Source organism: Azospirillum agricola, from assembly GCF_020005195.1.
Classification (GTDB): domain Bacteria; phylum Pseudomonadota; class Alphaproteobacteria; order Azospirillales; family Azospirillaceae; genus Azospirillum; species Azospirillum agricola.
Window position 1 is genome coordinate 957,176 of the sequence record NZ_JAIFZR010000002.1, and the last position, 24,651, is coordinate 981,826.

Below are 24,651 nucleotides of genomic sequence, written 5' to 3' on the forward strand. Positions count from 1 at the left end.
GTTACTTCCTCCGTATATGGAGCAGGACGACAGGCGTGGGAAGCGAGTTCACAACAGACTGATAATAAATGATTTGTTTGCTTTTGCGGGGTGCGGTATACCGTCTGCATGGGGGTAATCATAACCAGGGCGCATGATATGAAGCGGGTTTTGCCGCCAACGAACCTCTTTCTGGCTTTTGAGGCGGCTGCGCGGCACCGGAATTTTTCGCGCGCAGCGGAAGAATTGGGAATTACCCAGCCTGCTGTCAGCCGGGCGGTGGCATCCCTGGAGGAGGCCATCGGTGTGAAGCTGTTCTTGCGGTCAGGGCCTCGCGTGCGTCTGACCACGCGCGGTGCCGAGCTGAGCGGGTTGATGTCCAACAGCTTCGACGCCATCGAAAAACTGATCGCGTCGTGGAAGGACAAGGAAAGCGGGCGGGAGCCGGTGCTCTTGTCCATCTCTTCATCGATGGCGGCGCATTGGCTGATTCCGCGGCTGTTCGACTTCCGGCTGGCGTTCCCCGACGTGGACCTGCGCTTCGAGCTGATCGCCGGAGGTGTCGGGCAGAGTCCGGTTCGAGCTGATCTTGGCTTGCGCCGCTTTCCAGAAACGACCAAGGCTCCTCCAGAGAGCCATTTCCTGGATGAGATCATCCAGCCGGTGGCCGCGTTGGACTACATAAAGCGCATGGGAACGCTCGACCAACCCCGGCGCAACCGGACGCACACCTTGATCACCCTCAGCGATCACTGGTGCGACTGGAATACGTTCGCCCGCCTCGCTGGCATGGAACTGCCTCCGAACCACAAGACGATGGTTTTCTCCGATTATTCGGTGGCGCTTCAGTCGGCCTTGAACGGGCAGGGGATCGTCCTGGGATGGTTGTCGGTGACATCCCGATTGCTTCGCTACCGCTCGCTTCTGGCGGCATCGGACAGGGGTTTCAACACCCGCGCGACGTTCAATTTCATACTTGGTGATCAAGCGCCGGTGGGTGGTGTTGTGGGAGACGTGCGTGAATGGTTGTGCGCGGAGGTGGGGAAGGACGTGGCGAAGATCGGTAAAGGAGAACGGCTGCACTCCTTCGAGTGCCATGTTCTAGTCTCCTGAGGGCAGATCTATGCGGGAGATTGGACCGCGCCGGGTTTCCTGGAGGCCCCATCTTCTGAGAGAGTGGGGTCATTATGACGAAGCAGGCATCCTCCAAGTACGCCCCTGAAGTCCGCGAGCGCGCGGTTCGGATGGTGTTCGAGCACGAAGGCGAACAACCACCGGCGCCTCCTCGAGCCTATCGGCAACATTCCCCCCGCCGAGGCCGAGCGCGTGATTATGCTCAAACCGAGGACGTCGCCAGGGTGACGTGACTCAAAGCAAATGGCCTCCGAGAAACTCGGAGCGGTTCACACTTGCTCCCCTTTGTCCTGATGAAGCCGTTGGTTCGCTTCCGTCAGGCTGGATTTGACGACGGTTCCGCGGATTGGCCGCCTCTTGCGCCTGAAAAGCGATGCGCGTCGCTCGCAATTTGGGTTGAAAATCTAGAAATATTTTCTGTTCAATGCTCATTGATAGGTGATGATCACAACCATAATGCCGTGAGACTGATTGCGAATGCCTCGATGTTGTCGATTCATGCCATGGCCACGCACGATCGGGCTGCGGTGGCGGATGGCGTGTTGAATTGCGCCGTGCCGCCATCCCGATTGAGATCTTGAAGGCTGAAGCCCCTGCCGACGCCGGCTTTTCGCACCACCATCCAGGAGGCCCATCGGGTCCATCGGGTCGCGTCCCGGTGAGTGGTGTCCGAACGTGAGGCTGGCCCGCCGGAGCGCTCCCCCCTAGCTGGCGCAGGCGGGCCAGCCGTTCGGAAGCAGGCGGTCACCGTGTGTCTTCGGTAAGTTGAGGTTGCTTGACGACCATCAACTGTGACGGAGACCACGATGACCGAGGACAGGATCGCTCTTCAGGACCTGATTGGGAAGAGCGCCGACGCTGACTTCCTGCGCGAGATGGTCGGTTTCGCCGCCCAGCGGCTGATGGAACTGGAGGTCGAAACCTTGTGCGGCGCCGGTTACGGCGAGCGCACGGACGAGCGGCAGACCAAGCGCAACGGGTATCGCGAGCGGAGCTGGGAAACCCGCGCCGGGGCCATCGACCTTCGGATCCCCAAGCTTCGGCGCGGCTCCTACTTCCCGGCCTTCCTGGAGCCACGGCGCACGGCGGAGAAGGTGCTGGTCGCGGTGATCCAGGAGGCCTACGTGCAGGGCATCTCGACGCGCAACGTCGATGACTTGGTCAAGGCGATGGGCATGATCGGCATCTCGAAGAGCCAGGTCAGCCGCCTGTGCCAGGACATCGACGAGCGCGTCCAGGCGTTTTTGAACCGGCCGCTGGAGGGTGACTGGCCCTTTGTGTGGCTGGACGCCACCTATGTCAAAGTGCGCCAGGACGGCCGCATCGTCTCGGTTGCCGCCATACTCGCCATCGGCGTCACCACCGATGGCCGGCGCGAGGTGCTGGGGCTCGGTCTCGGGCTGTCGGAAGCCGAAATCTTCTGGAGCGAGTTCCTGCGCTCCTTGACGCGCCGGGGGCTGCGCGGAGTGAAACTGGTGATCGCCGATGCTCATCTCGGGCTGAAGGCCGCCGCTTCCAAGGTGCTGGGCGCGACACTCCAACGGTGTCGTGTTCATTGCATGAGGAACCTCCTGGCCTGCGTCGGCAAGGCGCACCAGACGATGGTCGCCGCCACCATCCGCACCGCCTTTGCCCAGGAGACCGCCCAGGCCGCCCACGAGCAGTGGCGACACGTCGCCGACAGCCTGCGGCCGCGCTTCTCCAAACTGGCCGCCTTGATGGACGAGGCCGAGTTCGACGTGCTGGCCTACATGGCCTATCCCAAGGACCTGCGCACCAAGCTGCACTCCACCAACCCCTTGGAACGCCTGAACGGCGAGATCAAGCGGCGCACCAATGTCGTCGGCATCTTCCCATGCGAAGCCGCCGTCACCCGACTGGTCGGCGCCCTGCTGCTGGAGCAACACGACGAGTGGGCTGTATGCCGACGCTACATGACCATGGAAAGCTTGGCCGTGCTGTGCAACCCTGCGGGCGACCCGCTTGTCATCTCAGCGGAGTAAACCGGCAGCCTCAGCGCGCCGAGGAACACGAAGCCTCCTCAGACACCACACCCCGGGGCACGATCGCCCATCGATGCTTCGGTTCCTGACGTTCCTCGCCGCGGCCGTTGCAGGCCTTGGCGCACCGGCGGCCATGGCGGGTCTTATTACCCTTGCGGAACCCAGCATCGTTGTCGGCCCTGAAAAGCCGGACATGGCGATCATTGCGGCGACCCTGCCCGGCGGCCACGCTTTCGATCAGGTGCCTGGGCAAAGGACCGGGAATGGACCGCTCGCCCCAGCCCTGGCCGCTGCGTTCACGGCGAGGAACTGCACGGTGGCGACTCTGTTCGACAGAGTGAGCGACACCGTCCGAAAGGCCACGCAGGAACGGCAGATTCCTTGGCTGGCCGCATCGGGCGCCACCGACATGCCCTGTGCGGCGGGCGGCAATGGCCGATCCGTGGCGATGGTGGTCGCCAACGCGGCCTACAGGAGCCAAGGGGTTTCCCCTCTTGTGAACAGTGTTGCCGACGGGCGCCTTGTCGGTTCGGCCTTGAAGGCGGCCGGATACGACGTGGTGGAGGTTTATGACGCCGACCGGTCTGTCTTGGAGTCCTCCTTCCGTGCCTTCACCGAACGGGCTCGTGGCGCGGTGTCCGCGGTGTTCTACTACTCAGGCTATGGCGTTGGCATCGGCGGTGCAGGTCCGCTGCCATCCCTTTCCTTGCTCGCGGTGGATCAGAACGCCGGCGTCATCGAGAGCTCGTTTTCCGTGAACACGCTGCTGCGGGGCTTCGCCGAAAGCGCCCCGGCGCGAACCATCGTCATCCTCGATACCGATTTCTCAACAATTCAGGCAGTTTCCCGGTGATCGTCGACGAGGCGTTCGGCAGAACCCGGCAAGCCGGCTCGTTCCCGTGAACGGTGCGGTTGCGTGTCGATGAAGGCGATCATTTCCCGAGCGGGCGGCCGAACTCGGCTTGCGGCAGGATCCAGGCCCCCCGCTTTCCAGCATGAATGGACAGAGTCCCGCCGAGACACCCTGAACAAACGCAGCGAAACAATAATTCCTCTGACGCGATATTGAATTTCGCGGACACCATGACGTGCACGGCCCATCAACCAACCACTTATTCGAATGAATATCTCTCAGGCACCGCAACTTTGCAAACAAGATGGGGAGAATCACATCCTGCATTAAATATTTGTTTAGCCATTGCAGGACCATGATGCCCTGTTCATTTTACGCCATCAGGAGTTACAAATGTTGTCGTTCCGCAAGCCGCAGGACAATCAGGCGGTCGAGGAGTTGGCTCTGCTGGGCCACCATGCGGGCGTCGGGCTTTGGGACGCGCTGATCCACAACGGCGATCCGATGCACGCGCAAAGCCGCTGGCATTGGTCGCCGGAGTTCCGCCGCCTTGTCGGTTTCGACCGCGACGACACCGTCGGCTTTCCCGAGGGCGTCAACTCCTGGGCCGACCGGCTGCACCCCGACGACGCCAAGCCGACCTTCGACGCCTTCATGGCCTGCCTGAACGACCGCAGCGGACGCACCGGCTATGATGTGAATTACCGGCTCAAGGTGAAGGATGGCAGCTACCGCTGGTTCCGCGCCATCGGCGGCGTCGCCCGCGACAGCCGTGGCCTGGCGTTGCGCGCCTGCGGATCGCTGATCGACATCGACGCCGAGCGCAACGAGTTGGAGCGGGCCAAACTGCTCGACCGTCATGCGGGCGTCGGGCTTTGGGACGCGGTCTTCCACAACGGCGATCCGATGCACGCGCAAAGCCGCTGGCATTGGTCGCCGGAGTTCCGCCGCCTTGCCGGTTTCGACCGCGACGACACCATTGGCTTTCCCGAGGGCGTCAACTCCTGGGCCGACCGGCTGCACCCCGACGACGCCAAGCCGACCTTCGACGCCTTCATGGCCTGCCTGAACGACCGCAGCGGACGCACCGGCTATGATGTGGACTACCGGCTGAAGGTGAGGGACGGCAGCTACCGCTGGTTCCGCGCCATCGGCGGCGTCGCCCGCGACAACAACGGCCTGGCGTTGCGCGCCTGCGGATCGCTGATCGACATCGATGCCCAGAAGTTGGCGGAACTGCGGCAGGCGGAGATGGACGGCGAGCGACGCCGCACCGTCGTTGAACTTGCCGAATCCCTGGACAACGGGGTCGGTGCCGCCGCCGACCGTGCCACCGCCAACGCACAGACCGTCGCCGCCGCGACGGAAGAACTGTCGGCCTCCATCTCCGACATCAGCAACCGTGCCAACGAGGCGTCGGGCGCCTCGCTCAAGGCGTCGGAAGAGGCGACGCGCACCAACACGGCGGTCGAAGCCCTCGTCACCTCCGCCGAGCGCATCGGCGCGATCACCAAGCTGATCAACAACATCGCGTCGCAGACCAATCTGCTCGCCCTGAACGCGACCATCGAGGCCGCCCGCGCCGGCGAGGCGGGCCGGGGCTTCGCCGTTGTGGCGAACGAGGTAAAGTCTCTGGCCCAGCAGAGCGGCAACGCCGCCGACGACATCGCCTCCCAGATTGCCTCCGTCCAGCAGGAGGCGCTTCATGCGGTTGGCGCGATCCGCCGGATCGGTTCGATCGTCTCCGATGTTCAGCAGATCTCCACCACCATCGCCGCCGCGGTGTCGCAGCAGGAATCGGCAACCAGGGAGATCGCGCACAGCGTCACTCGCGTGGTTCGCGACATTGAGGCGGTGTCGCAGAACATCGCAAGCGCAACGGAGCGACTGCGGGCCTGACATGGAAGCGGCAAGGGGGGCCAACACCGCGCCCCCCTTTGCCTGACGCCAAGCCGGGCTTCATTGGTTCGAGTTCCGCGCCTCCAATGAACTCGTCGTGCCCGCCATGTTGGGGGCGTCCATGCCGAGGAAGGACAGCGCGGATTCGATCAGAATCGTCGTCGCCACCAGAACCGAGGTGGTGACGATCACCGGCGGCTGATGCGCAGCCCGTTGAGCTGGGCCGGCGTGGAGAGCGTGCCCTTCTTCGCCAGGAACCGCTGCCGTCGCCGCCGTTCGGCCCGCGCGATCCGTGCGCGAAGCGGGTGGGATTGCGAAGACATCGGCCAGTCCGGCTTGGAAAACGGCCGAGGATCGTTTCCAGGGACGCGATGGATGGGCTGGTTTTGTCTTGCTCGATCAAGGAGATCAGCGCGTTGCCGATGCCCGGTCGCCCTGCCGGGGGGCTGTGACGGCCGCTGCGCTTCCCGCGGGCTCCGCGATCTCTTTCCCGGTTCGGACATGGCGTGATCCCGTTCGGGGCGTTTCAGCGGTCGCTTTCACCGTGTGACAGCACGAGATAGAGCAGCGCGTCCCCGTCGCCGACGTTGCGGACGGCATGGGGGACGTCGGCGTCGAACAGGATGGCGTCGCGCCGCTCCAGCCGGTGGCGCGCGCCGCCCACGGTGACCTCGACGCGTCCCATCGCCACGACAAGGTGTTCGACGGTGCCGGCGGGGTGGGGCGTGCGGTCCTCGGTGGCTTGCGGATGCAGCAGCATTTCGCGGAACTCGACGCGGCGGTCGCCGTCGCCGGGAAACAGCGGGCGCGTCAGCACAAGGCCGTCGGCGGTGGACAGGATCTTCGCCTGGGCCTGCCGCAGCACGACCACGCTGTCCTGCGCGCTGGTGCTGGTGCTGGTGCTGGTCAGGGCCGCGATGGAGACATCGAGCGCGCGGGCGATCTTCCACAGCAGCGTGATCGTCGGCGCGCTGCGGCCCAGTTCGATCTGGCCCAGCATGGCCCGGCTGACCCCCGACACCCGCGCCAGACGTTCGAGCGACAGCCCCTGGCGGGTCCGCAGCCGCCGCAGATTGCGGTCGAGGATCAGCGGGATGGCCTCGTCGTCGGCCGGTTCGAGATCGTTGGCCACGGTCAAGGGGGCCGCTTCCTTTCTGGAGGAACGGAGATGGAAACGGCGGCGCGGGCCCATCCCACAAACCCGCGCCGGTCCCGAGGCCGGACGTTGCGAGCGCCATTGGCCGCGACGGTTGGACGTTCCCCGCGAAGAACCCGCTTTCACCGTCGTTCCCGTAAGATTGATCATATAAATCTATTTGTAAAGTAGGTTTATATATTCGTTTCGTTGAATGCTTAATAAGAACGAAATAATTTTGTTTATTATGCAACCCGCGCGTCGTTCCTTGAGCGCCCCGCAGCACGCAGCCGTTTTGTAAGTCTTTGTAAAAACTGGGAAATAGGCCTTGAATCGGGGTTTTGCCCAATGGAACGGTCATCCATCCGCTATATTGGAGCAAAGCGATTTTCGCCATCGGTATAGGACTTGAGGCCGATTGCAAGGGCGGGCATCTTCGGGCCGTCACGACGCGGTGCCCCGGCCATCCCCACCGCCGGCGCCGCCGCCTTTTCGAACCACGAAGCCGCCGCAACGGTGAATCGCCCGATTCACCGCGTGGACGCCCTTGCCCGGCGGCTTCGCCGGTCCGCCGATTCCTGTAAAGGAGCCGATCCCATGTCCGAAGACACCGAGGCGCGTCGAACATTGAACGAGCAGGCGGCCCGTCAGCTTGCCAACGCCACGAAGACGCGGGCGCAATGGTCGGGCATCACGCCCCGCTGGCTGGTGTCTTTCTGCCCTGGATTCCGGTCGAGGCCGGCATCTACCGCCTGAACCGGGTGATCGATCCCAAGGGGGAGATCCGCGCCGAGGTGGAGTGCAGCCCGCGCAACGACGCCGACCTGCCGGAGACCTTCGTGCCTTACGACGAGGCGCCGCGCGAGTATTCGCTGAACGCGGCGACCACCGTGCTCGACGTGCAGACCCGCGTCTCCGACCTTTACAGCCATCCGATCGACCAGATCCAGGAGCAGCTCCGCCTGCTGATCGAGAAGGTCAAGGAGCGGCAGGAGAGCGAGTTGATCAACAACGCCGAATACGGCCTGCCGCGCATCCCGGTGACGCGGGTGGAGAATTTCTGCGCCAGCGGCACCGAGGCGCTACGCGGCGCCGTCTACGCCGTGGCGGCCGGGGCCTGCGACGTGGCGCTGGCGCTGGGGGTGGAGACGCTGGCCGACCACCTGCTGCCGGGCCCTGCGCCCGTCGCTGGTGCCGCTCGACCGCGTGTCGGACGTCTTCTCCTGGGACCCGGTCTGGGAGCCTGTCCGAGAAGACGTCGAATTGAATGAATCGGTCGTGATTCAACGTCGCCTCCATGACGGGGGCCAGGATATGGACAGCGGAGAACCGAGCCCGCCACGATCGCCGCAGGCTGCGCCATCCGAGTGACCTGAGCGGTGAGGAATGGCGGTTGGGAGGGAACGCTGGTTTGTGCACAGCCGGAGCGTTCGCGCGGCGGAAAAGGGTGGGGCGCGGCAGACCCGGCCGGCTGCGTCGCGGGCAAGACAATCAGGAGCGTCAAGTACCACATCCTCGTGACACCCTCGGACTGCTCTTGACCTTGCGGTTGGTTCCGCCGCTGGACCCTCTGTTTCGGTGATGGAGCCGCAAAGAAAATTGCGGCTCCGGCCTCACTTGAGCCTGCTTCGGCCGGGGCGGCCATGTGCGACTCCTCCTCATCGCCATCGTCGCTGGGGTGGAACCTGATGTCCCGACGAAGCTGCCGGCGGCAGCTCCGCCACGTTCGGGCGCGGAAAGGGGGGCTCCTTTCGGTTCTGCTTTACAGAGAGGCGAGCACGGATCGATGAAGCCGAAGCCGTTAACGCTGGTCGCCGGGTCGAGAAGACGGTACGATGGTCCGACTGACCGACGCTGCCCAATCCGTTGCCTGGGCCGATGCCGAGGTTTGGTGCCAGAAGGACGCATCCTTGACCGAACACAACCCAATGGTCTTCGAAAAAGTCGAGGTTCAGCCGGCCTATCAGTTGGTGGCTTCGAACATCGAAAAATGCATCATGCAAGGCGTTTACAAGGTTGGGCAGCAGTTGCCCTCCGAATTGGATCTCGCCAGGCAGCTTGGGGTCAACCGCTCCACCGTGCGCGAAGCGATCCGCGTGCTGGAGCAGAGCGGGCTCGTGTTCCGCAAGAGTGCCCGTCGTCTGGTCATCAGCCTGCCGCGGGAGCAGGATCTGGCGTCCCGCGTCAGCCAAGCCATGATCCTGCACGAGATCACCTTCCTGGAACTGTGGGAGACCATGCTGCCGCTGGAGGTCCGTGCGGCCGAACTGGCGGCGACGCGCGCAACCGAGGAGGAGATCGAACGGCTCGAGATGAATCTTCGGGAAACTGCCGACTGCCTGGAGCATGAACAGAAGCTCGTCGCCCTGGACATCGAATTCCATCTCCTCGTCGCCAAGGCGTCACGCAACCGGGCGCTGCTGTTGGCGCGGGAGCCGATCGGCCTGCTGTTCTACCCCGCCTTCTATCAGGTGATGTCGCGGCTGAACGCCAAGGACCGCCTGCTCTCGGCCCACCGCGAGGTCGTGAACGGAATCCGCAACCGCGACCCCAAGCACGCGGCGCAGTGGATGGAAAAGCATATCAAGGATTTCCGGCGGGGCTACGAACTGGCTGACCTCGACATGAATCAGCCGGTCGACAACAGCAGCTATTTCGAATGACCGGGGGTGCCGTCAGGTGCGGTGGCGGCTGCGAGCCACCCGCTCCATCGACGTCGCGTGAAGGTCCGCCTTCGCGGTGTCATAGGCGGTCATGTTCATGGTGCGGACCAGCGGTCGCCAGCCGCCGCCGGACGCGTCGGGTTCCAGGTCGATGATGGTGAGGCCGGCGTAATCCTGCTCCAGCGCGGCCATGGCGCCCAGCCCGCACCCAAGGGCATGGCACAGGATGGCGCGGTTCACGCCGTCATGCGCGACCAGCAGCAGCGACCGCCAGTCCGGGGCGGTGGCCAGCCGGTGGAAGGCCGCCCTCACCCGTTCGGCGAAGACGGCGAAGAGGTCTCCGTCAAGGAACCGCCCGCCCTCCCCGCCGCAGGGCGCGTACGCACGGGACAGCCGCTCCTCGATGCCGTCCGCCGGCAGGTCCCGCAGCCGACCACCGCGGATTTCCCGGAAGCCGTCATTTTCCTCCAGCGGCAGCCCGCGCCCGGCGATGAGGATCCCGGCGGTTTCCCGCGTGCGGGGCAGGCCGGAGCACACCGCCCGGTCGATGGGGACCGTGGCGAGATGGCGGGCGAGCGCCTCCACCTGTTTCAGCCCGGCCGGCGTCAGCGGGACGTCGCGCGGGTTGTGCGGCCGCCCCGATCGGTCGAAATACGCTACCTCGCCATGCCGCACCAGATGGATCCGGCGCCGGATCGTCCCTTGCCCCGTCATCGCGGCCGCCTCACTTCGGTTGCATGCGCAGCGCGGCGTCGAGCCTTATGACCGACCCGTTCACCATCGGGTTCCCGACGATGGACAGGACCATGCGGGCGTACTCCTCCGGTTTGCCGAAGCGATGGGGGAAGGGAATGTTGGCGACCACGGCGTCCTGGACCTCCCGCGGCATGGCGGTGACCATTGGCGTTGCGAACAGGCCGGGCGCGATCGCGGCCACCCGCACCCCGTGGCGGGCCAGTTCTCGGGCGGCCGGGAGGGTCAAGGAGGCGACGCCCCCTTTCGACGCGGCGTAGGCGGCCTGTCCGATCTGCCCCTCATAGGCGGCGACCGACGCGGTGTTGACGATCACGCCGCGTTCCCCGTCCTCCAGCGGTTCGAGTTTCGTCATGGCCGCTGCGGCGAGCCGCATCAGGTTGAAGGTGCCGATCAGGTTGACCGACACGACCCGCGCGAATTCGTCGAGCGGCTGCGGCCCGTCGCGGCCGACGATGCGGCCGGCCGGGGCGATGCCGGCGCAGTTGACCAGGACGCGCGCCGGCCCGTGCGCCTCGGCCGCCAAGGCCACCGCGCGTTCGGCCGAGGCGGCGTCGGTGACGTCGCAGGGGATGGCGAGGCCGCCGGTCTCCCCGGCGACCGGGGCCAGGCGCTCGGCGGACAGGTCGAGCAGCGCGACCCTGGATCCGGCGGCGGCGAAGGCCCGCGCGGTGGCGGCGCCCAGGCCGGAGGCGGCGCCGGTGACGATGACGGGATGGGTGGACGGATTCATGTCCGATGTCCTCGATGTGGGGAAGCGGAAGGGGGAGCGTCAGAAACCGACGAAGCGCGCGAAGCCGTCCACCGGCTCGCGGTCGGTGTCGAAGCGGTTCTCGGGGGCGGCCGGGTCGGCGTGGCCGAGCGCCATGCCGCTGACCAGAATCTCGTCGTCCGGGATGCCGAGGTGGCGGCGGATGACGCGGTGGTAGTTGCAGAAGGCCTGTTGCGGGCAGGTGTCGAGCCCGGCGCCACGGGCGACGATCATGACGTTCTGCATGAACATGCCGAGATCGAGCCAACCGCCCCGTTCCATGACGCGGTCCAGCGTGAAGAACAGCCCGACCGGGGCGCCGAAGAAGTCGTAGTTGCGGGCGTGCTGGCGCGCCATGCGCTCCCGCTCGCCCTTGGCGATGCCGAGTGCGCCGTACAAGCTCCAGCCGACCTTGCGGCGGCGCCCCAGATAGGGTTCACGCCACGTCGCCGGGTAATAGGAATATTCCGGGTCGGGCGGCACCCCGGCCTCATGCAGGACCATCAGCTCCGTCGTCAGAGCCGCTCGCGCGGCTCCGGCAACGGCATGGACCTTCCAGGGCTGGATGTTGGAACCGCTCGGCGCGCGGGCGGCGGCGTCGAGGATGTCGGCCAGCAGCGCGCGTGGAACCGGCCGGTCGAGGAAGGCGCGGACGCTGCGCCGGCCGCGCACCGCTTCGGTCGCCGACAGGCTGGAAACCGGCAAGGCCGTCATGGGGTGGCGCCATGGGCCGCGAACTCGCGCGCCTTCAGCTCGCGGCGCAGGATCTTGCCGCTGGCGTTCTTCGGCAGCTCGTCGACGAACTCGATGCGGCGCGGATACTTGTAGGGGGCGGTCAGGCCCTTCACGAAGTCCTGAAGCTCCTTCACCAGCTCGGGCGAGCCGGTCAGGCCGGCGCGCAGCACGACGAAGGCCTTGACGACCTCGCCGCGCTCCTCGTCCGGGCTGGGCACGACGGCGACCTCCTGCACGGCCGCGTGCTCGATCAGGGCGTTCTCGACCTCCAGCGGGCCGATCCGGTAGCCGGCCGAGTTGATCAGGTCGTCGTTGCGGCCGAGATAGTGGAAATAGCCGGCGGCATCCAGCGTCGCCCGGTCGCCGGTGAGGAACCAGGTGCCGTCCGGTCCCTCCAGCCGGCAGTCGGCGGTGCGCTCCGGGTCCTTCCAGTAGCCGAGCATCACCTGCGGGTTGGGCAGCTTGACCGCCAGCAGGCCGGGCCTGTCGGGAGGCAGCCGGCGGCCCGCCTCGTCGATCACCGCGATGTCGGTGCCGGGCGAGGCGCGGCCCATCGAGCCCGGACGCGGCTCGTCCGCCGCCATGGTCAGCACGGTCATCAGCGTCTCGGTCTGGCCGTAGGCCTCGCGCAGCGGCACCCCGGTCAGCGCGGTCCAGCGCTTGACCACCGCCGGGTTCACCGACTCGCCGGCGGAGATCGCCTGACGCAGCGCCGACAGGTCGAAGCCCGACACATCCTCCTGCACCAGCCGGCGGAACTCGGTGGCGGCGGCGCAGAAGACGTTCACGCGCTGGCGCGCCATCCGCTCGAAGCGGGCGCGCGGGTCGAAGGGGCCGTCGTGGAAGACCACCGCCGCCCCCCGGCTCCAGGGGCCGAACAGGATGCTGGTGCCGGCCTTGCTCCAGCCGGTGTCGGCGGTGCACCACATCACGTCGCCGCGCCGCAGCCCGTGCCAATGCTCGGCCGAGACCCGCCAGGCGTAGAGCGCGCGGGCCGCGTGGGTGACGCCCTTGGGATGGCCGGTCGAGCCGGAGGTGTAGAAGAGGATCGCCGGATCCTCGGCCCCGACCACCGCCGGGGTGAAGTCGTCCGACGCCTCCGCCATCATCGACGCCCAGCCGGTCCAGCCGGCCGGCGGGTCGCCCACGGCGATGCGCAGGGCCGGCGTCTCGGCGATGGCGGCGAATTTCGGCGCCGAGGCCGCCGTCGCCACCACCGCCCGCGCCTCCGAATGGGCGAGGCGGTAGGCGACGTCCCGCCCGGTCAGCATCTCGATGCAGGGGATCGGCACGGCGCCCAGCTTCAGGCAGCCGACCAGGGCGATCTGCCATTGGGGAATGCGCGGCAGCATGACCAGCACCCGGTCGCCCTTGACGACGCCGCGCGCCGCCAGCGCGTTGGCGAAGCGGTTGGTCAGCCGCGCCATGTCGGCGTAGCTGTAGCGTTCCTCGCGGCCGGTCGCGTCCGACCAGAGCAGGGCGGTCAGCGCCGGATCGGTGGCGTGGCGGTCGACGACGTCGGCCCCGAAGTTGAAAGTCTCCGGAACGTCCCAGGCGAAGGGCCGGCCGGGTGTGGCGGTGGTGAGCATGCTGTGTCCTCCCCTTGAGCGTTCCTGTGCGCGTCTTGGTTCCGGCCCGCGATCAAAGAACCTTGTCCGCGCGCAGCCGGGCGATGCCGTCGCCGTCATAGCCGAGCGTGGCCAGGATCTCCTCGGTGTGCTCGCCCAGCAGCGGCGGCGGTGTGCGCAGCCGGCCCGGCGTGCCGGAGAACTTGATCGGGAATCCGAGCTGCGGGATGCGCCCCTCCACCGGATGGTGCATGTGCAGCAGCATCTCCCGGTGCTTGAGCTGGGGATGCTCGAACGCCTCGCTCATGCTGTTGACCGGGGCGACCGGCAGATCGGCGGGGCCGAGCAGATCCATCCATTCGGCGCAGCTCCGGCTCGCCATCAGGTCGCCGACCCGCGCCATCTGGGCGGCGGCCTCGGCCCCTTCCGGCCATTGCCGGTCCTTCAGATCCTCCAGCCCGGCCAGATCGCAGAAGCGGTGCCAGAAGTTTTCCTCGATGCAGCCGAGCGTGATGCAGCGGCCGTCGGCGCAGCGGAAGACGTTGTAGCAGGGCGCTTGCCCCAGGAAGCGGCGCTCCCCGCCCTTGGGCTCGATGCCGGCGAAGAAGCGGTCGGCGGCGTGGTAGGCCAGCCAGGCCACCACCCCGTCGGTCATCGAGACATCGACGAACTGCCCGCGCCCGCTGTGCCGCCGGCCGAGCACCGCAGCCAGGATGCCGAAGGCCGCCATCAGCGAGCCGCCGCCCTGGTCGGCGATCGACAGGCCGGGCACGATGGGATCCTCCCCGGCCTTGCCGAACAGCGGCAGGGCGCCGGCGATCGCCATGTAGTTGAGGTCGTGGCCGGGCGCCCTGGCGAAGGGGCCGTCCTGCCCGAAGCCGGAGATCGCGCAGTAGATCAGGCGTGGGTTGTCGGGGGCCAGCGCCGCGTAGCCGACGCCCAGCCGGTCCATCACGCCCGGACGGAAGCCCTCGACCAGCACGTCCGCCTGTCCGGCGAGCCGCTTGAGGATCGCCTTGCCCTCGTCGGTCTTCAGGTTCAGCGTGACGCTCTTCTTGTTGCGGTTCAGCAGCAGGAAGGAACCGGATTCCGCGACGTTCAGCGGTTCGAAGGCGCGGTTGTAGTCGCCGCGTCCGGGCTCCTCGATCTTGACGACCGTGGCCCCGAGATCGGCGAGGAGCTGGGTGCAGAAGGCGCCCGGCAGCAGGCGGGTCAGGTCGAGCACGACCAGCCCGTCCAGCGCCCCGGCGGCGGGGGAATCGGAAGCGGGGATGTTGGGTGAGGTTGTCATTGAGCGGTCCACCCGCCATCGACCAGGATGCTCTGCCCGGTGACGTAGGCCGAGGCGGCGGACGCCAGGAACACGGCGGCGCCGATCAGCTCGTCCGGCCTGCAGAAGCGGCCCATCGGCGTCTGGCCGAGCAGGCGGCGGGAGATCTGCTCGTGCTCGCGCATGCCGGCGGTCAGGTCGGTCTCGACGAAGCCGGGGGCGATGCTGTTGACCCGCACGCCGGAAGGCGCCCAGTCGATGGCCAGCGACTTGGTCATCAGCTCCAACCCGCCCTTGGCGGCGCAGTAGGGCAGCGTCTTGCGCAGGCCGACATGGCCGCCGACCGAGCTGATGTTGATGATGCTGCCCGCCTTGCGCTCCACCATCGCGGCGCCGAAATGGCGGCAGCAGTGGAAGACGCCGCCCAGGTTGACGTCGATGATCGGCTGCCAGTCCTCGCGGGTCAGCGTCTCCGCCGATTTGTAGACCGGGTTGATGCCGGCGTTGTTGACCAGCACGTCGGCGCGGCCATGCCGCTCCAGCACGGCGGCGAGCAGGGCCGCCACCTCCTCCTCGCGCGCCACGTCGGCGGCCTGCCACCAGACCTTGGCGCCCTGTGCGGTCATTTCCTCGGCGGCGGCGGCGAGGACGGCGGCGTTGCGGCCGCTCAGCACCACCTCCGCCCCGAAGCCGGCCAGCCCCTCGGCGATCGAGCGGCCGATGCCGCGCCCGCCGCCGGTGACCACCGCCACCGTCCCGGTGAGGTCGAACAGGCCGGCCATGCGCTGTTGCAGGGTGGGTGTCGTCGCGCTGTTCATCGCGGGGGCGCTCATTGCGTGCCCTCCCGCGCCAGCTTGCGGGCGATGCTCCAGCGGTGGACCTCGGATGGGCCGTCATAGATGCGGAAGGGCCGCACCTCGCGGAAGATGCGCTCGACCACCGTGTCGCGGGTGGTGCCGAGCCCGCCCAGAACCTGGAGGCTGCGGTCGACCACGCGCCAGATGGCTTCCGAGCAGATCACCTTGGCGACGCTCGATTCATGTTGGCCCTTGCCGCCCTGGTCGAGCACCCAGGCGGCGTGCGCCACGACCAGCCCGCAGCTGTGGAGGTCCATCTCGTTGTCGGCGAGCTGGAAGCCGATCCCCTCATGGTCGATCAGCGCCTTGCCGAAGGCGCGGCGTTCGCGGGCGTAGGCGGTGGCGACGTCGTGGGCGCGGCGCGCGGCGCCCAGCCAGCGCATGCAGTGGGTCAGCCGGGCCGGCGCCAGCCGGACCTGGGCGTAGCGGAAGCCCTCGCCCTCGCGGCCCAGCACATCCTCCTCCGGAACCACCAGATCCTGGAAGGTCACCACGCAATGGCCGCCGGGGAAGCTCTGGTCCAGCGTGTCGAGCGTGCGCTCGATCACGATGCCGGGGCGGTCCATGTCGGCGAGGAACAGGGTGGCGCGCGGCGCGCCGTCGGGGGAATCCTCGTCGCGCGCCATGATGATGCAGACGCCGGCCCCCTCGGCCCCGCTGATCAGCCATTTGGTGCCGTTGATGACATAGCCGCCGGACGTCCGGCGGTAGCTGGTCAGCAGCAGCGACGGGTCGGAGCCGGCGCCCGGATGCGGCTCGGTCATCGCGAAGCAGGAGCGGATCTCGCCGGACGCCATGGGGGCGAGCCAGCGGCGCTTCTGCCGCTCGTCGGCCACCTGCTCCAGCAGATGCTGGTTGCCCTCGTCGGGGGCGGCGATGTTGAGCGCCAGCGGCCCGAGCAGCCCGTAGCCGGCCGCCTCGAACACCACCGCCTTGCCGCGGTGGTCGAGCCCCAGCCCGCCCCACTCGGCCGGCATGTGCGGGGCGAGCAGCCCGGCCTCGCGGGCCAGCGCGTTCAACTCGCGGCGGAACTCGTCGGACGGCCCGTGCGGGCCCTGGCGGGGGTCGTTCTCCAGCGGGATGAGGGCGTCGCGCACGAAGGCGCGGGTGCGGTCCCTCAGCGCGATCAGGTCGGGCGGCAGCGAGAAATCCATCGGTGGTTCCTGTCCCTGGAATGGTTTTCGTGGAATGGGACGCTTCAGAAGCCGCGCCCCTGGGCGATGTCGTGGGTGAAGTCGAAGAGGCCGCGCGCGATGGCGCCGAAGCCGGCGTAGCGCGGGTCGCTGGTGGTGCCGCTGCGGTAGCGGCTATGGAGCTGCTGGAAGACCACCGCCAGCTTGAACAGGGCGAGCACGCGGTGGAAGCGGAAGTCCGACAGGTCGCGGCCGGTGCGGGCGGCGTAGCGCTCCGCCGCCTCCCGCCGGCTCGGGAAGCCGAAGCGGGCGGTCGGCATCTGCGCCAGATCGTGCATCACCGGCGGGTCGCCGGCCTCCGTCCAGTAGCTGAGCAGGGTGGCGAGGTCGAACAGCGGGTCGCCGCGCGTGCCCTGGTCCCAGTCGAGGATGGCGACCGGCTCCAGCCGCTCGGGGTCGAGGATCAGGTTGTCGAGCTTGAAGTCGTTGTGCAGCAGGGTCGGCGGGCCGGGCCGGACGCGGGTCAGCCGGTCGGCCAGCCAGCCTGCCAGCGCGACGGCCGGCGCCGGGGGACCGTCCGGGCCGGCGGAGAGATGGGCGCGCTTGCTCCAGCCGGCGACCGCGCGGTCGAGGAAGCCGTCCGGCCGCCCGAACTCGCCGAGCCCGACGGCGGCCGGATCGACGGCGTGGATGTCGGCCAGGACATCGACCAGCAGCGGTCCCAGCCGCGCGCCGACGTCCGGGTGCCGCTCCAGCAATGGCGGCGCGGCGCCGGCCAGCGTCACGCCCGGCCGGTGTTCCAGCAGGATGAAGGGGTGGCCGGCGACACCGGAATCCTCGCACAGATGCAGGCTCCTCGGCGCCAGCGGCAGGGCGCGCCACAGACGGCTGAGGATGCGGTGCTCCCGCGCCATGTCGTTGGCGCCCGGCGGCAGCGGTCCCGGCGGCGGCGAGCGCAGGACGGCCGGCGTCCCGTCGACCGACACCAGGAAATTCAGGTTGGCGAGCCCGCCGCTGAACTGGCGGGGCGGGGTTTCGCGGTCGAACCGCAGCCCGTGCGCCGCCAGATGATCGGCGATCGCCGCCCAGTCCAGCGGGGCGGTGTCTTCGGCAGCGCGGAACATCGAATCCTCAAGCGGCATGGTCGGTCCGGGGAAGAGGCGGGAATGGGGGGTGGCGCGGCGGCTTTGTCGCCATGCGGGACTGATTTATAGTCCGACTATCGGATCGTATGTTCAAAATCAGCCGCCCGTCAATAGGCTCTGGAACCGTCATTCATGCCGAAAATTACGAAAAATCACGCTGCACTGCAAAAAAACATCACGCCTGGAAAGCGACGACCGACGCGTGAAAGGCCATTGACAGCACCGGTTCGACGAATCAATAGTTCGATTGTCAGACTATAAATTTGGGGCGACCGCGACAAAGTGGTCGCTGGATTGTCCTTCCGCTCCGGCGCGGCCCCGGAGCGCCCCCGCGCTCGCCGCCCGCCCCTCTCCCCGATACGAAGGTCAGACCATGCTGGGACACATCATCGGTTGGGCACACACCCGCTTCGGCAGGCTGGACGACGAAACGCTGGAATCGCTGGTGGTGCGCGTCGCTGCCGAGGCGATCGCCGACGCCGGGCTGGCCCCCGCCGACATCGACGAGATCGTCGTCGGCCACTTCAACCAGGGCCTCGACCCGCAGGGCTTCCCCGCCTCGCTCGCCCTCCAGGCGTCCGACGCGCTGCGCTTCAAGCCGGCGACCCGCGTCGAGAACGCCTGCGCCACCGGCTCCGCCGCGATCCGCCAGGCGGCGCTGGCCATCGGCGCCGGGCGGGCGCGGACCGTGCTGGTCGTCGGGGTGGAGAAGATGACCGCCGCCCCGGCCGCGCAGGTGCAGGCGTCGCTGGCCTCGGCCAGCTATCTGGCGGAGGAGGACGGCGGCGGCGACCTGTCCTTCGCCGGGATCTTCGGCCGCATCGCGCAGCTCTATTTCCAGCGCCACGGCGACCGGTCGGACGCGCTGGCGATGATCGCCGCCAAGAACCACCGGAACGGCGCCGCCAACCCGCTCGCCCACATGCAAAAGGATCTGGGGTTCGAGTTCTGCCGGACGGTGTCCGACCGTAACCCGCTGGTCGCCGGCCCGCTGCGCCGCACCGACTGCTCGATGGTGTCCGACGGGGCGGCGGCGCTGGTGCTGGTCCATGGCGACGTCGCGGTCGGGGCCGCCAAGTCGGTCGGGCTGCGGGCGCAGGCGCAGGTCAACGATTTCCTGCCGATGGGCCGGCGCGACATGACCCGCTTCGAGGGCTGTTCGGTCGCCTGGGGCAAGGCGCTGGAGCAGGCCGGGCTGACGCTCGACGACCTCGACTTCGTCGAGACGCACGACTGCTTCACCATCGCCGAGCTGATCGAGTACGAGGCGATGGGCCTGACCCCGCCGGGCGAGGGGCACCGCGCCCTGCTGGAGGGCTGGACCGAGGTCGGCGGGCGGCTGCCCGTCAACCCGTCGGGCGGGCTCAAGGCCAAGGGGCACCCGATCGGCGCCACCGGCGTGTCGATGCATGTGATGACCGCCATGCAGCTCATGGGGACGGCCAGCGGCATCCAGATTCCGGGGGCGACCAAGGGCGGCGTCTTCAACATGGGCGGCGCCGCGGTCGCCAACTACGTCAGCGTGCTGGAGCACGTGCGCTGAGGCGGCGGCAGGGCCCGCCGCGGGATTCCGAATGATTTTCAAGAACAACGGTCTGGGAGGACAGGACATGCGCGTTGCGTTCATCACCGCCCTGGCGGCCGGCATCGCCCTGGGCGGTCCGGCGGCGGCACAGATTTCCGACGGCACCGTCAAGATCGGCGTGCTGAACGACCGCTCGGGGCTCTACGCCGATCTCGGCGGCGAGGGGTCGGTCGTCGCCGCCAGGATGGCGGTGGAGGAGTTCGGCGGCACGGTCGCCGGCAAGCCGGTCGTCGTCGTCAGCGCCGACCACCAGAACAAGCCCGATGTCGGGTCGGCCATCGCGCGGGAATGGATCGACCGCGACGGGGTGGACGCCATCGTCGACGTGCCGCACTCCGCCACCGCCTTCGGCGTGCTGAGCGTGACGCGCGAGAAGAACCGGATGCTGATGCTGTCGGGCCCGGCCTCGACCGACTTCACCGGCAAATCCTGCGCGCCGACCACGATCCACTGGACCTACGACAGCTACGCCATGGCCAACAGCACCGTGCGCGGGCTGGTCAAGCAGGGCGCCGACACCTGGTTCTTCCTGACCGGCGACAACGCCGGCAGCCACTCGCAGGAGCGCGACGGCATCGCCTTCGTCCAGAAGGCCGGCGGCAAGGTCGCGGGAACCGTCCGCCACCCGCTGAACACGCTCGACTTCTCCTCCTACCTGCTCCAGGCGCAGGCGTCCAAGAGCAAGATCATCGGGCTCGCCAACGCCGGCGGCGACACGGTGAACGCGATCAAGCAGGCCGCCGAGTTCGGCATCGTCCAGGGCGGGCAGAGGCTGGTCGGGCTGCTCATCTTCATCACCGACGTCCATTCGATCGGGCTGAAGGACGCGCAGGGGCTGGTGTTCACGGAATCCTTCTACTGGGACAAGGACGAGAAGACCCGCGCCTGGTCGCGCAAGTTCATGGAGCGGTTCGGCGGCCGCGCCCCGACGGCGGCGCAGGCCGGCGTCTACGGTTCCGTGCTGCATTACCTGAAGGCGGTCGAGAAGGCCGGGACCGACGATTCGCTGACGGTGTCGAAGACGATGAAGGAGCTTCCGGTCAACGACATGTTCAGCGACAATTTCAAGATCCGGGCCGACGGGCGCGTCGTCCGCGACATGTATCTGTTCCAGGTCAAGAGTCCGGAGGACTCCAAGGGCCCCTGGGACTATTACAAGGTCCTGGGGAGCGTGCCGGGCGACGAGGCCTACCGCCCGATGTCCGAAGGCGGTTGCCCGCTGGTCGGGCCGTAAGAGCGGTCGCGGCGGCGGCGGGGGCAACGAACGGGGGGAGTGGCGATGCAGACGGGCGTGTACGAGTTCCTGGCGCAGGACCGTGTCATCTACGGCCGGCCGGCGGCCGGGGCGGTGGCGGAGACCGTCGCGACGCTGGGCAAGCGGCGCCCGCTGATCGTGGCGAGCAGGACGCTGAGCCGGTCCACCGGCGTCGTCGCCGCCATCCGCGACGCGCTGGGCGACGCCTGCGCCGGGGTGTTCGACGACTGCGTCGAGCATGTGCCGCGCGCCTCCGTCCTCGCCCTGGCCGATGAGGTGCGGCGGCTGCAACCGGACCTGATCGTCACCGTCGGCGGCGGCACGCCGGTCGACACGGTGAAGGTGGCGCTGGTGGCGCTGGCCGAGGGCATCGCCGACACCGCCGGCTTCGACGCCGTCCGCATCCGCGTCGCCGGGGACGGGACCCGCGTCGTCCCGGCGGTGAAGGACCCGCCGCTGCGCCAGATCATCGTGCCGACCACCCTGTCGGGGGCCGAATTCTCCAGCCTGGGCGGCGCCACCGACCCGGAGCGCCGGGTCAAGGATCTCTACACCGGGCGCCACATCGGCGGGCAGGTGGTCATCCTCGACCCCGCCGTGACCGTCCACACGCCGGAGCGGCTGTGGCTGTCCACCGGCATCCGCGCCATCGACCACGCGGTGGAGACGGTCTGCTCGCGCGGGCCGCAGCCCTTCACCGACGCGACCGGATTGCACGGGCTGGCGATGCTGGGGCGCTCCCTGCGGGCCAACCGCGAGCGGCCGGACGATCTCGGCGCCCGGCTGGAGAGCCAGCTCGGCGTCTGGCTGGCTACGACCGGGCTCGGCCGGGTGGACTGGGGCGCCAGCCATGGCATCGGCCACCAGCTCGGCGCGGTCGCCGGCGTGCCGCACGGCCATTGCTCCTGCGTCATGCTGCCCGCCGTGCTGCGCTGGAACCGGCCGGTGAACGCCGACCGCCAGGCGCTGGTGGCCCGCGCGCTGGGGCGGGAGGACGGCGACGCGGCGGTGGCGGTCGCCGATCTGGTGCGCGACCTTGGGCAGCCGGGCAGCCTGCGGGCGGTCGGGGTGACGCCCGACCAGTTCGCCGCCATAGCGGCCGGCGCCATGCAGAACATGATGGTGCGCAGCAACCCGCGCGCGATCACCAGGGAGGATGATGTTCGGGAAATCCTCGAACTGGCGTGGTGAGCGCCTGGATATGGCACGATCGGATGCGACCCGTCGACGGCCGGCGCGGTCGACCTGATCTCCCCGCAGGCGCTCCTGGCGCCTGCTGGGGGATGCATCCAGCCCATGGGCGGAAGGAGCGTGGTTCGATGGTGAGTCCGACCGGGATTCCGTTTTTCCCCGGTTTTCCTGCCCGGATTCCATGAAAGCCGCGGTTGTTGTGAGGACTGGCCTTGCGCCGGCCGCGGAATCGGGAGGATACGGGGTTCATGAGCAAGCGTAACGGCACGGAGTTCCTGGCAGCCGATGTCCACGCGCGGCTCCGCTCCAGGTGGTACACGCCTTCGCCCTGCCGATCCAGGAATCGGCGTTGCGGCGAGTCCCGCTCGCCCGGATCGCACAGCTGGAATCCCATCTTCGGAGGCGGTCGTGGCGGTGGCCGGGCGGCGCCCCTTCAACCGTCATAGCGCGCCTCCAGCAAGTCGAGTTCGCGGACGATCTTCCGCGCCATCTCGCCGCTGAGTTCGCGCCGCCGGACCATTTGGAAGAGCGCCTTGCGCTCGGCCTTGAGGGCGGCGACATGGATCGTCCGCCCGATGGCGTCGGTGTGCCGCGTGGTGTCGGCCGCAGCCCCCTCCTGGGACAGCGCCTCGATGCGGGTGCGGTAGACGTCCATGACCTGGGCGGCCGCGGCGACGTAGAGGTCGGCGTCGTCGCGCCCCGCCGCCATGTCGTGCTCGACGCGCTCGATCTCGGCGATGGCCGCCTTGGCCGCCGCGATGCGCGCCCGGTCCTCCTCGGCCTGGTGGGAGGGTTCCGGCGGCATCTCCAGCCCCTTCAGCAGCATGGGCAGGCCGATGCTGGCGGCGATGAGGGAAACGATGATCACCCCCATCGCCAGCAGGATGGCCAGATCCCTGGCGGGAAAGGGCGCGCCGCTGTCGAGCGCGACCGGCAGCGTCAGGATGCCGGCCAGCGTGATGGTTCCCCGCGCGCCCGCCAGCGAGGTGGCGGCGACGAGGCGCCAGCTGGGCCTGTTCATGGCGCGGCCCCGCAGGTTGGCGCGGAACAGCGTGAGGCTGAGGGAGACCCAGACCCAGGCGAAGCGGAGCGCCGCCAGCGCGAGGTTGATGGCGACCACGTAGATCACCAGCCATCCGGGATCGTGGTGTCCGGTCACGCGGACCGTCTCGACCGCGCCCGCCAGGATGGTGGGCAGCTGTTCGCCCAGCAGCACGAAGATGATGCCGTTCAGCGCGAACTGGATCATGTCCCAGACGGTGTTGCGGCGGATGCGGGTCACCGCCAGGGTCTGGCCCGTCACCTCGGCGACGCTCATCGTCACCCCCGCCGCGACGGCCGCGAGGATGCCCGAGCAATGCAGGTGCTCGGCCACCAGATAGGAAGCGAAGGGAATGAGCAGGCTGATCAGGATCTGCGAGCCGCTCTCCTCGCCGTAGCGCCGGGCGATCCATTCCTTGGCCCGCGTGATGCACCAGGTGACGAGGACGCCGACGGCGATACCGCCCAGCGCCACCCACAGGAAGCTCAAGGTGGCGTCGTAGAGCGAGAAGGCGCCGGTGAGGGTGGCCGCGATGGCGAAGCGGAGGCAGACGAGGCCCGAGGCGTCGTTGAGGAGGGATTCCCCTTCGAGGATGTGCATCAGCCGCTTCGGGATGGGCACCCTGGCGGCGATGGCCGACACCGCGATGGGATCCGTCGGCGACAGCACGGCGGCCAGCGCGAAGGCGACCGGCAGCGGCATGGCCGGGATCATCCAGTTGATGAAGAAGCCCACGCCGATGACCGTGAACAGGACCAGCCCGAGGGCCAGTTCGAGGACCGTCTTGGCGTCCTTCAGCAACTCCTCCTTCGGGATCCGCCAGCCATCCAGAAAGAGCAGGGGCGGCAGGAAGAGCAGGAAGAAGATGTCAGGGTCGAGCTGCACGCGAAGGTCCGCCGCAAGCCCGATCACGCCGCCAAGGCAAATCTGGAGGAGGGGACGTGGAATCGCCCATGGCAGTGCCCGCGCGATAAATCCGCTCAAGACGACGGCGAGCAGAAGAATGAGTGCGATCGTGATGACGCCCAATGATCGATTTCTCCCTGTGTGCCGTGGAGGGGCGAGTATCTTGGATGCGGGGATCGTTGGAAACCTCTTTGTGCGTCAGGGACGCCCGATCTTCCTGAGGCCGGGCGGGGCGGAGAATCCCGCGCGTCCGGGAGCTGCGGATCGGGAACTCCCGCATCGGCCAGCTCGTCGGCGGCGTGCTCCGCCTGGCCGACGGAGCGGGGGCGGGATCGTCGCGTGGCGGTCGGCCCCGAACCATCCGGACCGCGCCGAGCGGCGGCAGCGCTGGCATGTTCCGGAAGGCGTTGGGGAGGGGCTGGCGCGCCGCCGCCAGTCCTGCCGCCGCCAGTCCCGCCGACGACATGCCCACCCAGGCGACCCCAGGCGGCGGCCGTCGCCCGCCGGCAAACATTCGCAGCGCAACTTTGAAGATTGTGCCGTCCGGGACTTGAAAGACGGGGGATTCACCTCATATAGGTTCGGCGTCCAGATGGACGCTTTTCCGTCCAGCTTCCTTCCCAGACGCCGAACGGCTCGAACGCGCCACCCGAAAGGAGGGCGTGGACGCCTCCGGCTCCGGGTCTTGCCGTCCGATCCCTGCGAGGACCGGGGCAAGGGCCGGGCATCAGCCACCCGTGTCCGGGATGTGTCTTCGCCATTGTCCTCATCACCAAGCGATTGTCATCAAATCG

21 protein-coding genes are annotated in these 24,651 nt (G+C 68.1%); 9 read left to right on the forward strand and 12 right to left on the reverse strand.

What is annotated here, in order from left to right:
- The first annotated feature begins 138 nt into the window (after positions 1-138).
- The 4 genes from JN22_RS07185 (at position 139) to JN22_RS07200 (ending at position 5,868) form a co-directional block, all read left to right on the forward strand.
- On the forward strand, positions 139-1,092 hold the full coding sequence (locus tag JN22_RS07185; RefSeq protein ID WP_179166066.1) for a LysR family transcriptional regulator: 954 nt from the start codon (positions 139-141) through the stop codon (positions 1,090-1,092).
- An 827-nt stretch (positions 1,093-1,919) separates the two neighbouring features.
- Positions 1,920-3,116: an IS256 family transposase gene (locus JN22_RS07190; RefSeq protein ID WP_085553231.1), complete on the forward strand. Its 1,197-nt coding sequence runs from the start codon at positions 1,920-1,922 to the stop codon at positions 3,114-3,116.
- A gap of 73 nt (positions 3,117-3,189) precedes the next feature.
- The gene (locus JN22_RS07195) at positions 3,190-3,969 is read left to right on the forward strand and encodes a caspase family protein (RefSeq protein ID WP_085553232.1); all 780 of its coding nucleotides are present in this window, start codon (positions 3,190-3,192) and stop codon (positions 3,967-3,969) included.
- A gap of 393 nt (positions 3,970-4,362) precedes the next feature.
- Positions 4,363-5,868, forward strand: coding sequence for a methyl-accepting chemotaxis protein (locus JN22_RS07200; RefSeq protein WP_085553233.1), 1,506 nt, complete (start codon positions 4,363-4,365; stop codon positions 5,866-5,868).
- Between the two features lie 60 nt (positions 5,869-5,928).
- On the opposite strand, the gene JN22_RS34825 is transcribed toward JN22_RS07200, so the two are convergent.
- The 3 genes from JN22_RS34825 to JN22_RS07205 all read right to left on the reverse strand — a co-directional run bounded on the left by JN22_RS34825 (position 5,929) and on the right by JN22_RS07205 (position 7,000).
- Entirely contained in the window at positions 5,929-6,060 is a 132-nt protein-coding gene (locus tag JN22_RS34825; RefSeq protein WP_263300735.1) for a hypothetical protein, read from the reverse strand.
- A complete protein-coding gene (locus JN22_RS34830) occupies positions 6,057-6,191 on the reverse strand; it encodes a hypothetical protein (RefSeq protein WP_263300736.1) in 135 nt (44 codons plus the stop codon). Before JN22_RS34830 ends, JN22_RS34825 begins: the two co-directional genes overlap by 4 nt.
- 203 nt (positions 6,192-6,394) lie before the next feature.
- Positions 6,395-7,000, reverse strand: a complete 606-nt coding sequence (locus JN22_RS07205; protein WP_223677630.1) for a helix-turn-helix domain-containing protein — start codon at positions 6,998-7,000, stop codon at positions 6,395-6,397.
- A gap of 683 nt (positions 7,001-7,683) precedes the next feature.
- Between JN22_RS07205 and JN22_RS35180 the strand changes: the two genes are divergently transcribed.
- Positions 7,684-8,274, forward strand: a complete 591-nt coding sequence (locus JN22_RS35180; RefSeq protein WP_179166067.1) for a thiolase family protein — start codon at positions 7,684-7,686, stop codon at positions 8,272-8,274.
- A 564-nt stretch (positions 8,275-8,838) separates the two neighbouring features.
- Entirely contained in the window at positions 8,839-9,666 is an 828-nt protein-coding gene (locus JN22_RS07215) for a FadR/GntR family transcriptional regulator (protein ID WP_223677603.1), read from the forward strand.
- A 12-nt stretch (positions 9,667-9,678) separates the two neighbouring features.
- On the opposite strand, the gene JN22_RS07220 is transcribed toward JN22_RS07215, so the two are convergent.
- The 8 genes from JN22_RS07220 to JN22_RS07255 are packed head-to-tail and all read right to left on the reverse strand — an operon-like array spanning position 9,679 to position 17,857.
- Positions 9,679-10,380 carry a histidine phosphatase family protein gene (locus tag JN22_RS07220; RefSeq protein WP_085553236.1) on the reverse strand — a complete coding sequence of 234 codons (702 nt, stop codon included), beginning with the start codon at positions 10,378-10,380 and terminating at the stop codon, positions 9,679-9,681.
- 10 nt (positions 10,381-10,390) lie between these two features.
- A complete protein-coding gene (locus tag JN22_RS07225; RefSeq protein ID WP_085553237.1) occupies positions 10,391-11,152 on the reverse strand; it encodes an SDR family NAD(P)-dependent oxidoreductase in 762 nt (253 codons plus the stop codon).
- A gap of 39 nt (positions 11,153-11,191) precedes the next feature.
- Positions 11,192-11,884, reverse strand: a complete 693-nt coding sequence (locus tag JN22_RS07230) for a nitroreductase (protein WP_085553238.1) — start codon at positions 11,882-11,884, stop codon at positions 11,192-11,194.
- The gene (locus JN22_RS07235; RefSeq protein ID WP_085553239.1) at positions 11,881-13,494 is read right to left on the reverse strand and encodes an acyl-CoA synthetase; all 1,614 of its coding nucleotides are present in this window, start codon (positions 13,492-13,494) and stop codon (positions 11,881-11,883) included. The genes JN22_RS07230 and JN22_RS07235 overlap by 4 nt, the downstream gene beginning before the upstream one ends.
- 52 nt (positions 13,495-13,546) lie before the next feature.
- A complete protein-coding gene (locus JN22_RS07240; protein WP_085553240.1) occupies positions 13,547-14,764 on the reverse strand; it encodes a CaiB/BaiF CoA transferase family protein in 1,218 nt (405 codons plus the stop codon).
- Positions 14,761-15,576: an SDR family NAD(P)-dependent oxidoreductase gene (locus tag JN22_RS07245; protein WP_223677604.1), complete on the reverse strand. Its 816-nt coding sequence runs from the start codon at positions 15,574-15,576 to the stop codon at positions 14,761-14,763. The genes JN22_RS07240 and JN22_RS07245 overlap by 4 nt, the downstream gene beginning before the upstream one ends.
- Positions 15,573-16,754: an acyl-CoA dehydrogenase family protein gene (locus JN22_RS07250; protein WP_085553241.1), complete on the reverse strand. Its 1,182-nt coding sequence runs from the start codon at positions 16,752-16,754 to the stop codon at positions 15,573-15,575. Before JN22_RS07250 ends, JN22_RS07245 begins: the two co-directional genes overlap by 4 nt.
- Before the next feature lie 44 nt (positions 16,755-16,798).
- Entirely contained in the window at positions 16,799-17,857 is a 1,059-nt protein-coding gene (locus JN22_RS07255) for a phosphotransferase family protein (RefSeq protein ID WP_223677605.1), read from the reverse strand.
- Positions 17,858-18,251: 394 nt separating this feature from the next.
- On the opposite strand from JN22_RS07255, the gene JN22_RS07260 reads away from it, so the two are divergent.
- From JN22_RS07260 to JN22_RS07270, 3 genes are all read left to right on the forward strand, one after another.
- On the forward strand, positions 18,252-19,421 hold the full coding sequence (locus JN22_RS07260; RefSeq protein ID WP_085553243.1) for an acetyl-CoA acetyltransferase: 1,170 nt from the start codon (positions 18,252-18,254) through the stop codon (positions 19,419-19,421).
- A gap of 67 nt (positions 19,422-19,488) precedes the next feature.
- Entirely contained in the window at positions 19,489-20,697 is a 1,209-nt protein-coding gene (locus tag JN22_RS07265) for an ABC transporter substrate-binding protein (protein ID WP_085553244.1), read from the forward strand.
- A 45-nt stretch (positions 20,698-20,742) separates the two neighbouring features.
- Entirely contained in the window at positions 20,743-21,909 is a 1,167-nt protein-coding gene (locus JN22_RS07270; RefSeq protein WP_085553245.1) for an iron-containing alcohol dehydrogenase, read from the forward strand.
- Between the two features lie 433 nt (positions 21,910-22,342).
- On the opposite strand, the gene JN22_RS07275 is transcribed toward JN22_RS07270, so the two are convergent.
- A complete protein-coding gene (locus tag JN22_RS07275) occupies positions 22,343-23,980 on the reverse strand; it encodes a Na+/H+ antiporter (RefSeq protein ID WP_085553246.1) in 1,638 nt (545 codons plus the stop codon).
- Between the last annotated feature and the right edge of the window lie 671 nt (positions 23,981-24,651).

Bases quoted from the DNA above. Each gene is read 5' to 3' on its own strand.
- JN22_RS07250 (WP_085553241.1), bottom strand. From the start codon at position 16,754: ATGGATTTCTCGCTGCCGCCCGACCTGATCGCGCTGAGGGACCGCACC.
- JN22_RS07215 (WP_223677603.1), top strand. From the start codon at position 8,839: ATGGTCCGACTGACCGACGCTGCCCAATCCGTTGCCTGGGCCGATGCC.
- JN22_RS35180 (WP_179166067.1), top strand. From the start codon at position 7,684: ATGGTCGGGCATCACGCCCCGCTGGCTGGTGTCTTTCTGCCCTGGATT.
- JN22_RS07245 (WP_223677604.1), bottom strand. From the start codon at position 15,576: ATGAGCGCCCCCGCGATGAACAGCGCGACGACACCCACCCTGCAACAG.
- JN22_RS07230 (WP_085553238.1), bottom strand. From the start codon at position 11,884: ATGACGGCCTTGCCGGTTTCCAGCCTGTCGGCGACCGAAGCGGTGCGC.
- JN22_RS34830 (WP_263300736.1), bottom strand. From the start codon at position 6,191: ATGTCTTCGCAATCCCACCCGCTTCGCGCACGGATCGCGCGGGCCGAA.
- JN22_RS07185 (WP_179166066.1), top strand. From the start codon at position 139: ATGAAGCGGGTTTTGCCGCCAACGAACCTCTTTCTGGCTTTTGAGGCG.
- JN22_RS07190 (WP_085553231.1), top strand. From the start codon at position 1,920: ATGACCGAGGACAGGATCGCTCTTCAGGACCTGATTGGGAAGAGCGCC.
- JN22_RS07270 (WP_085553245.1), top strand. From the start codon at position 20,743: ATGCAGACGGGCGTGTACGAGTTCCTGGCGCAGGACCGTGTCATCTAC.
- JN22_RS07225 (WP_085553237.1), bottom strand. From the start codon at position 11,152: ATGAATCCGTCCACCCATCCCGTCATCGTCACCGGCGCCGCCTCCGGC.
- JN22_RS07200 (WP_085553233.1), top strand. From the start codon at position 4,363: ATGTTGTCGTTCCGCAAGCCGCAGGACAATCAGGCGGTCGAGGAGTTG.
- JN22_RS07195 (WP_085553232.1), top strand. From the start codon at position 3,190: ATGCTTCGGTTCCTGACGTTCCTCGCCGCGGCCGTTGCAGGCCTTGGC.
- JN22_RS07265 (WP_085553244.1), top strand. From the start codon at position 19,489: ATGCGCGTTGCGTTCATCACCGCCCTGGCGGCCGGCATCGCCCTGGGC.
- JN22_RS07240 (WP_085553240.1), bottom strand. From the start codon at position 14,764: ATGACAACCTCACCCAACATCCCCGCTTCCGATTCCCCCGCCGCCGGG.
- JN22_RS07255 (WP_223677605.1), bottom strand. From the start codon at position 17,857: ATGTTCCGCGCTGCCGAAGACACCGCCCCGCTGGACTGGGCGGCGATC.
- JN22_RS07220 (WP_085553236.1), bottom strand. From the start codon at position 10,380: ATGACGGGGCAAGGGACGATCCGGCGCCGGATCCATCTGGTGCGGCAT.
- JN22_RS07235 (WP_085553239.1), bottom strand. From the start codon at position 13,494: ATGCTCACCACCGCCACACCCGGCCGGCCCTTCGCCTGGGACGTTCCG.
- JN22_RS07260 (WP_085553243.1), top strand. From the start codon at position 18,252: ATGCTGGGACACATCATCGGTTGGGCACACACCCGCTTCGGCAGGCTG.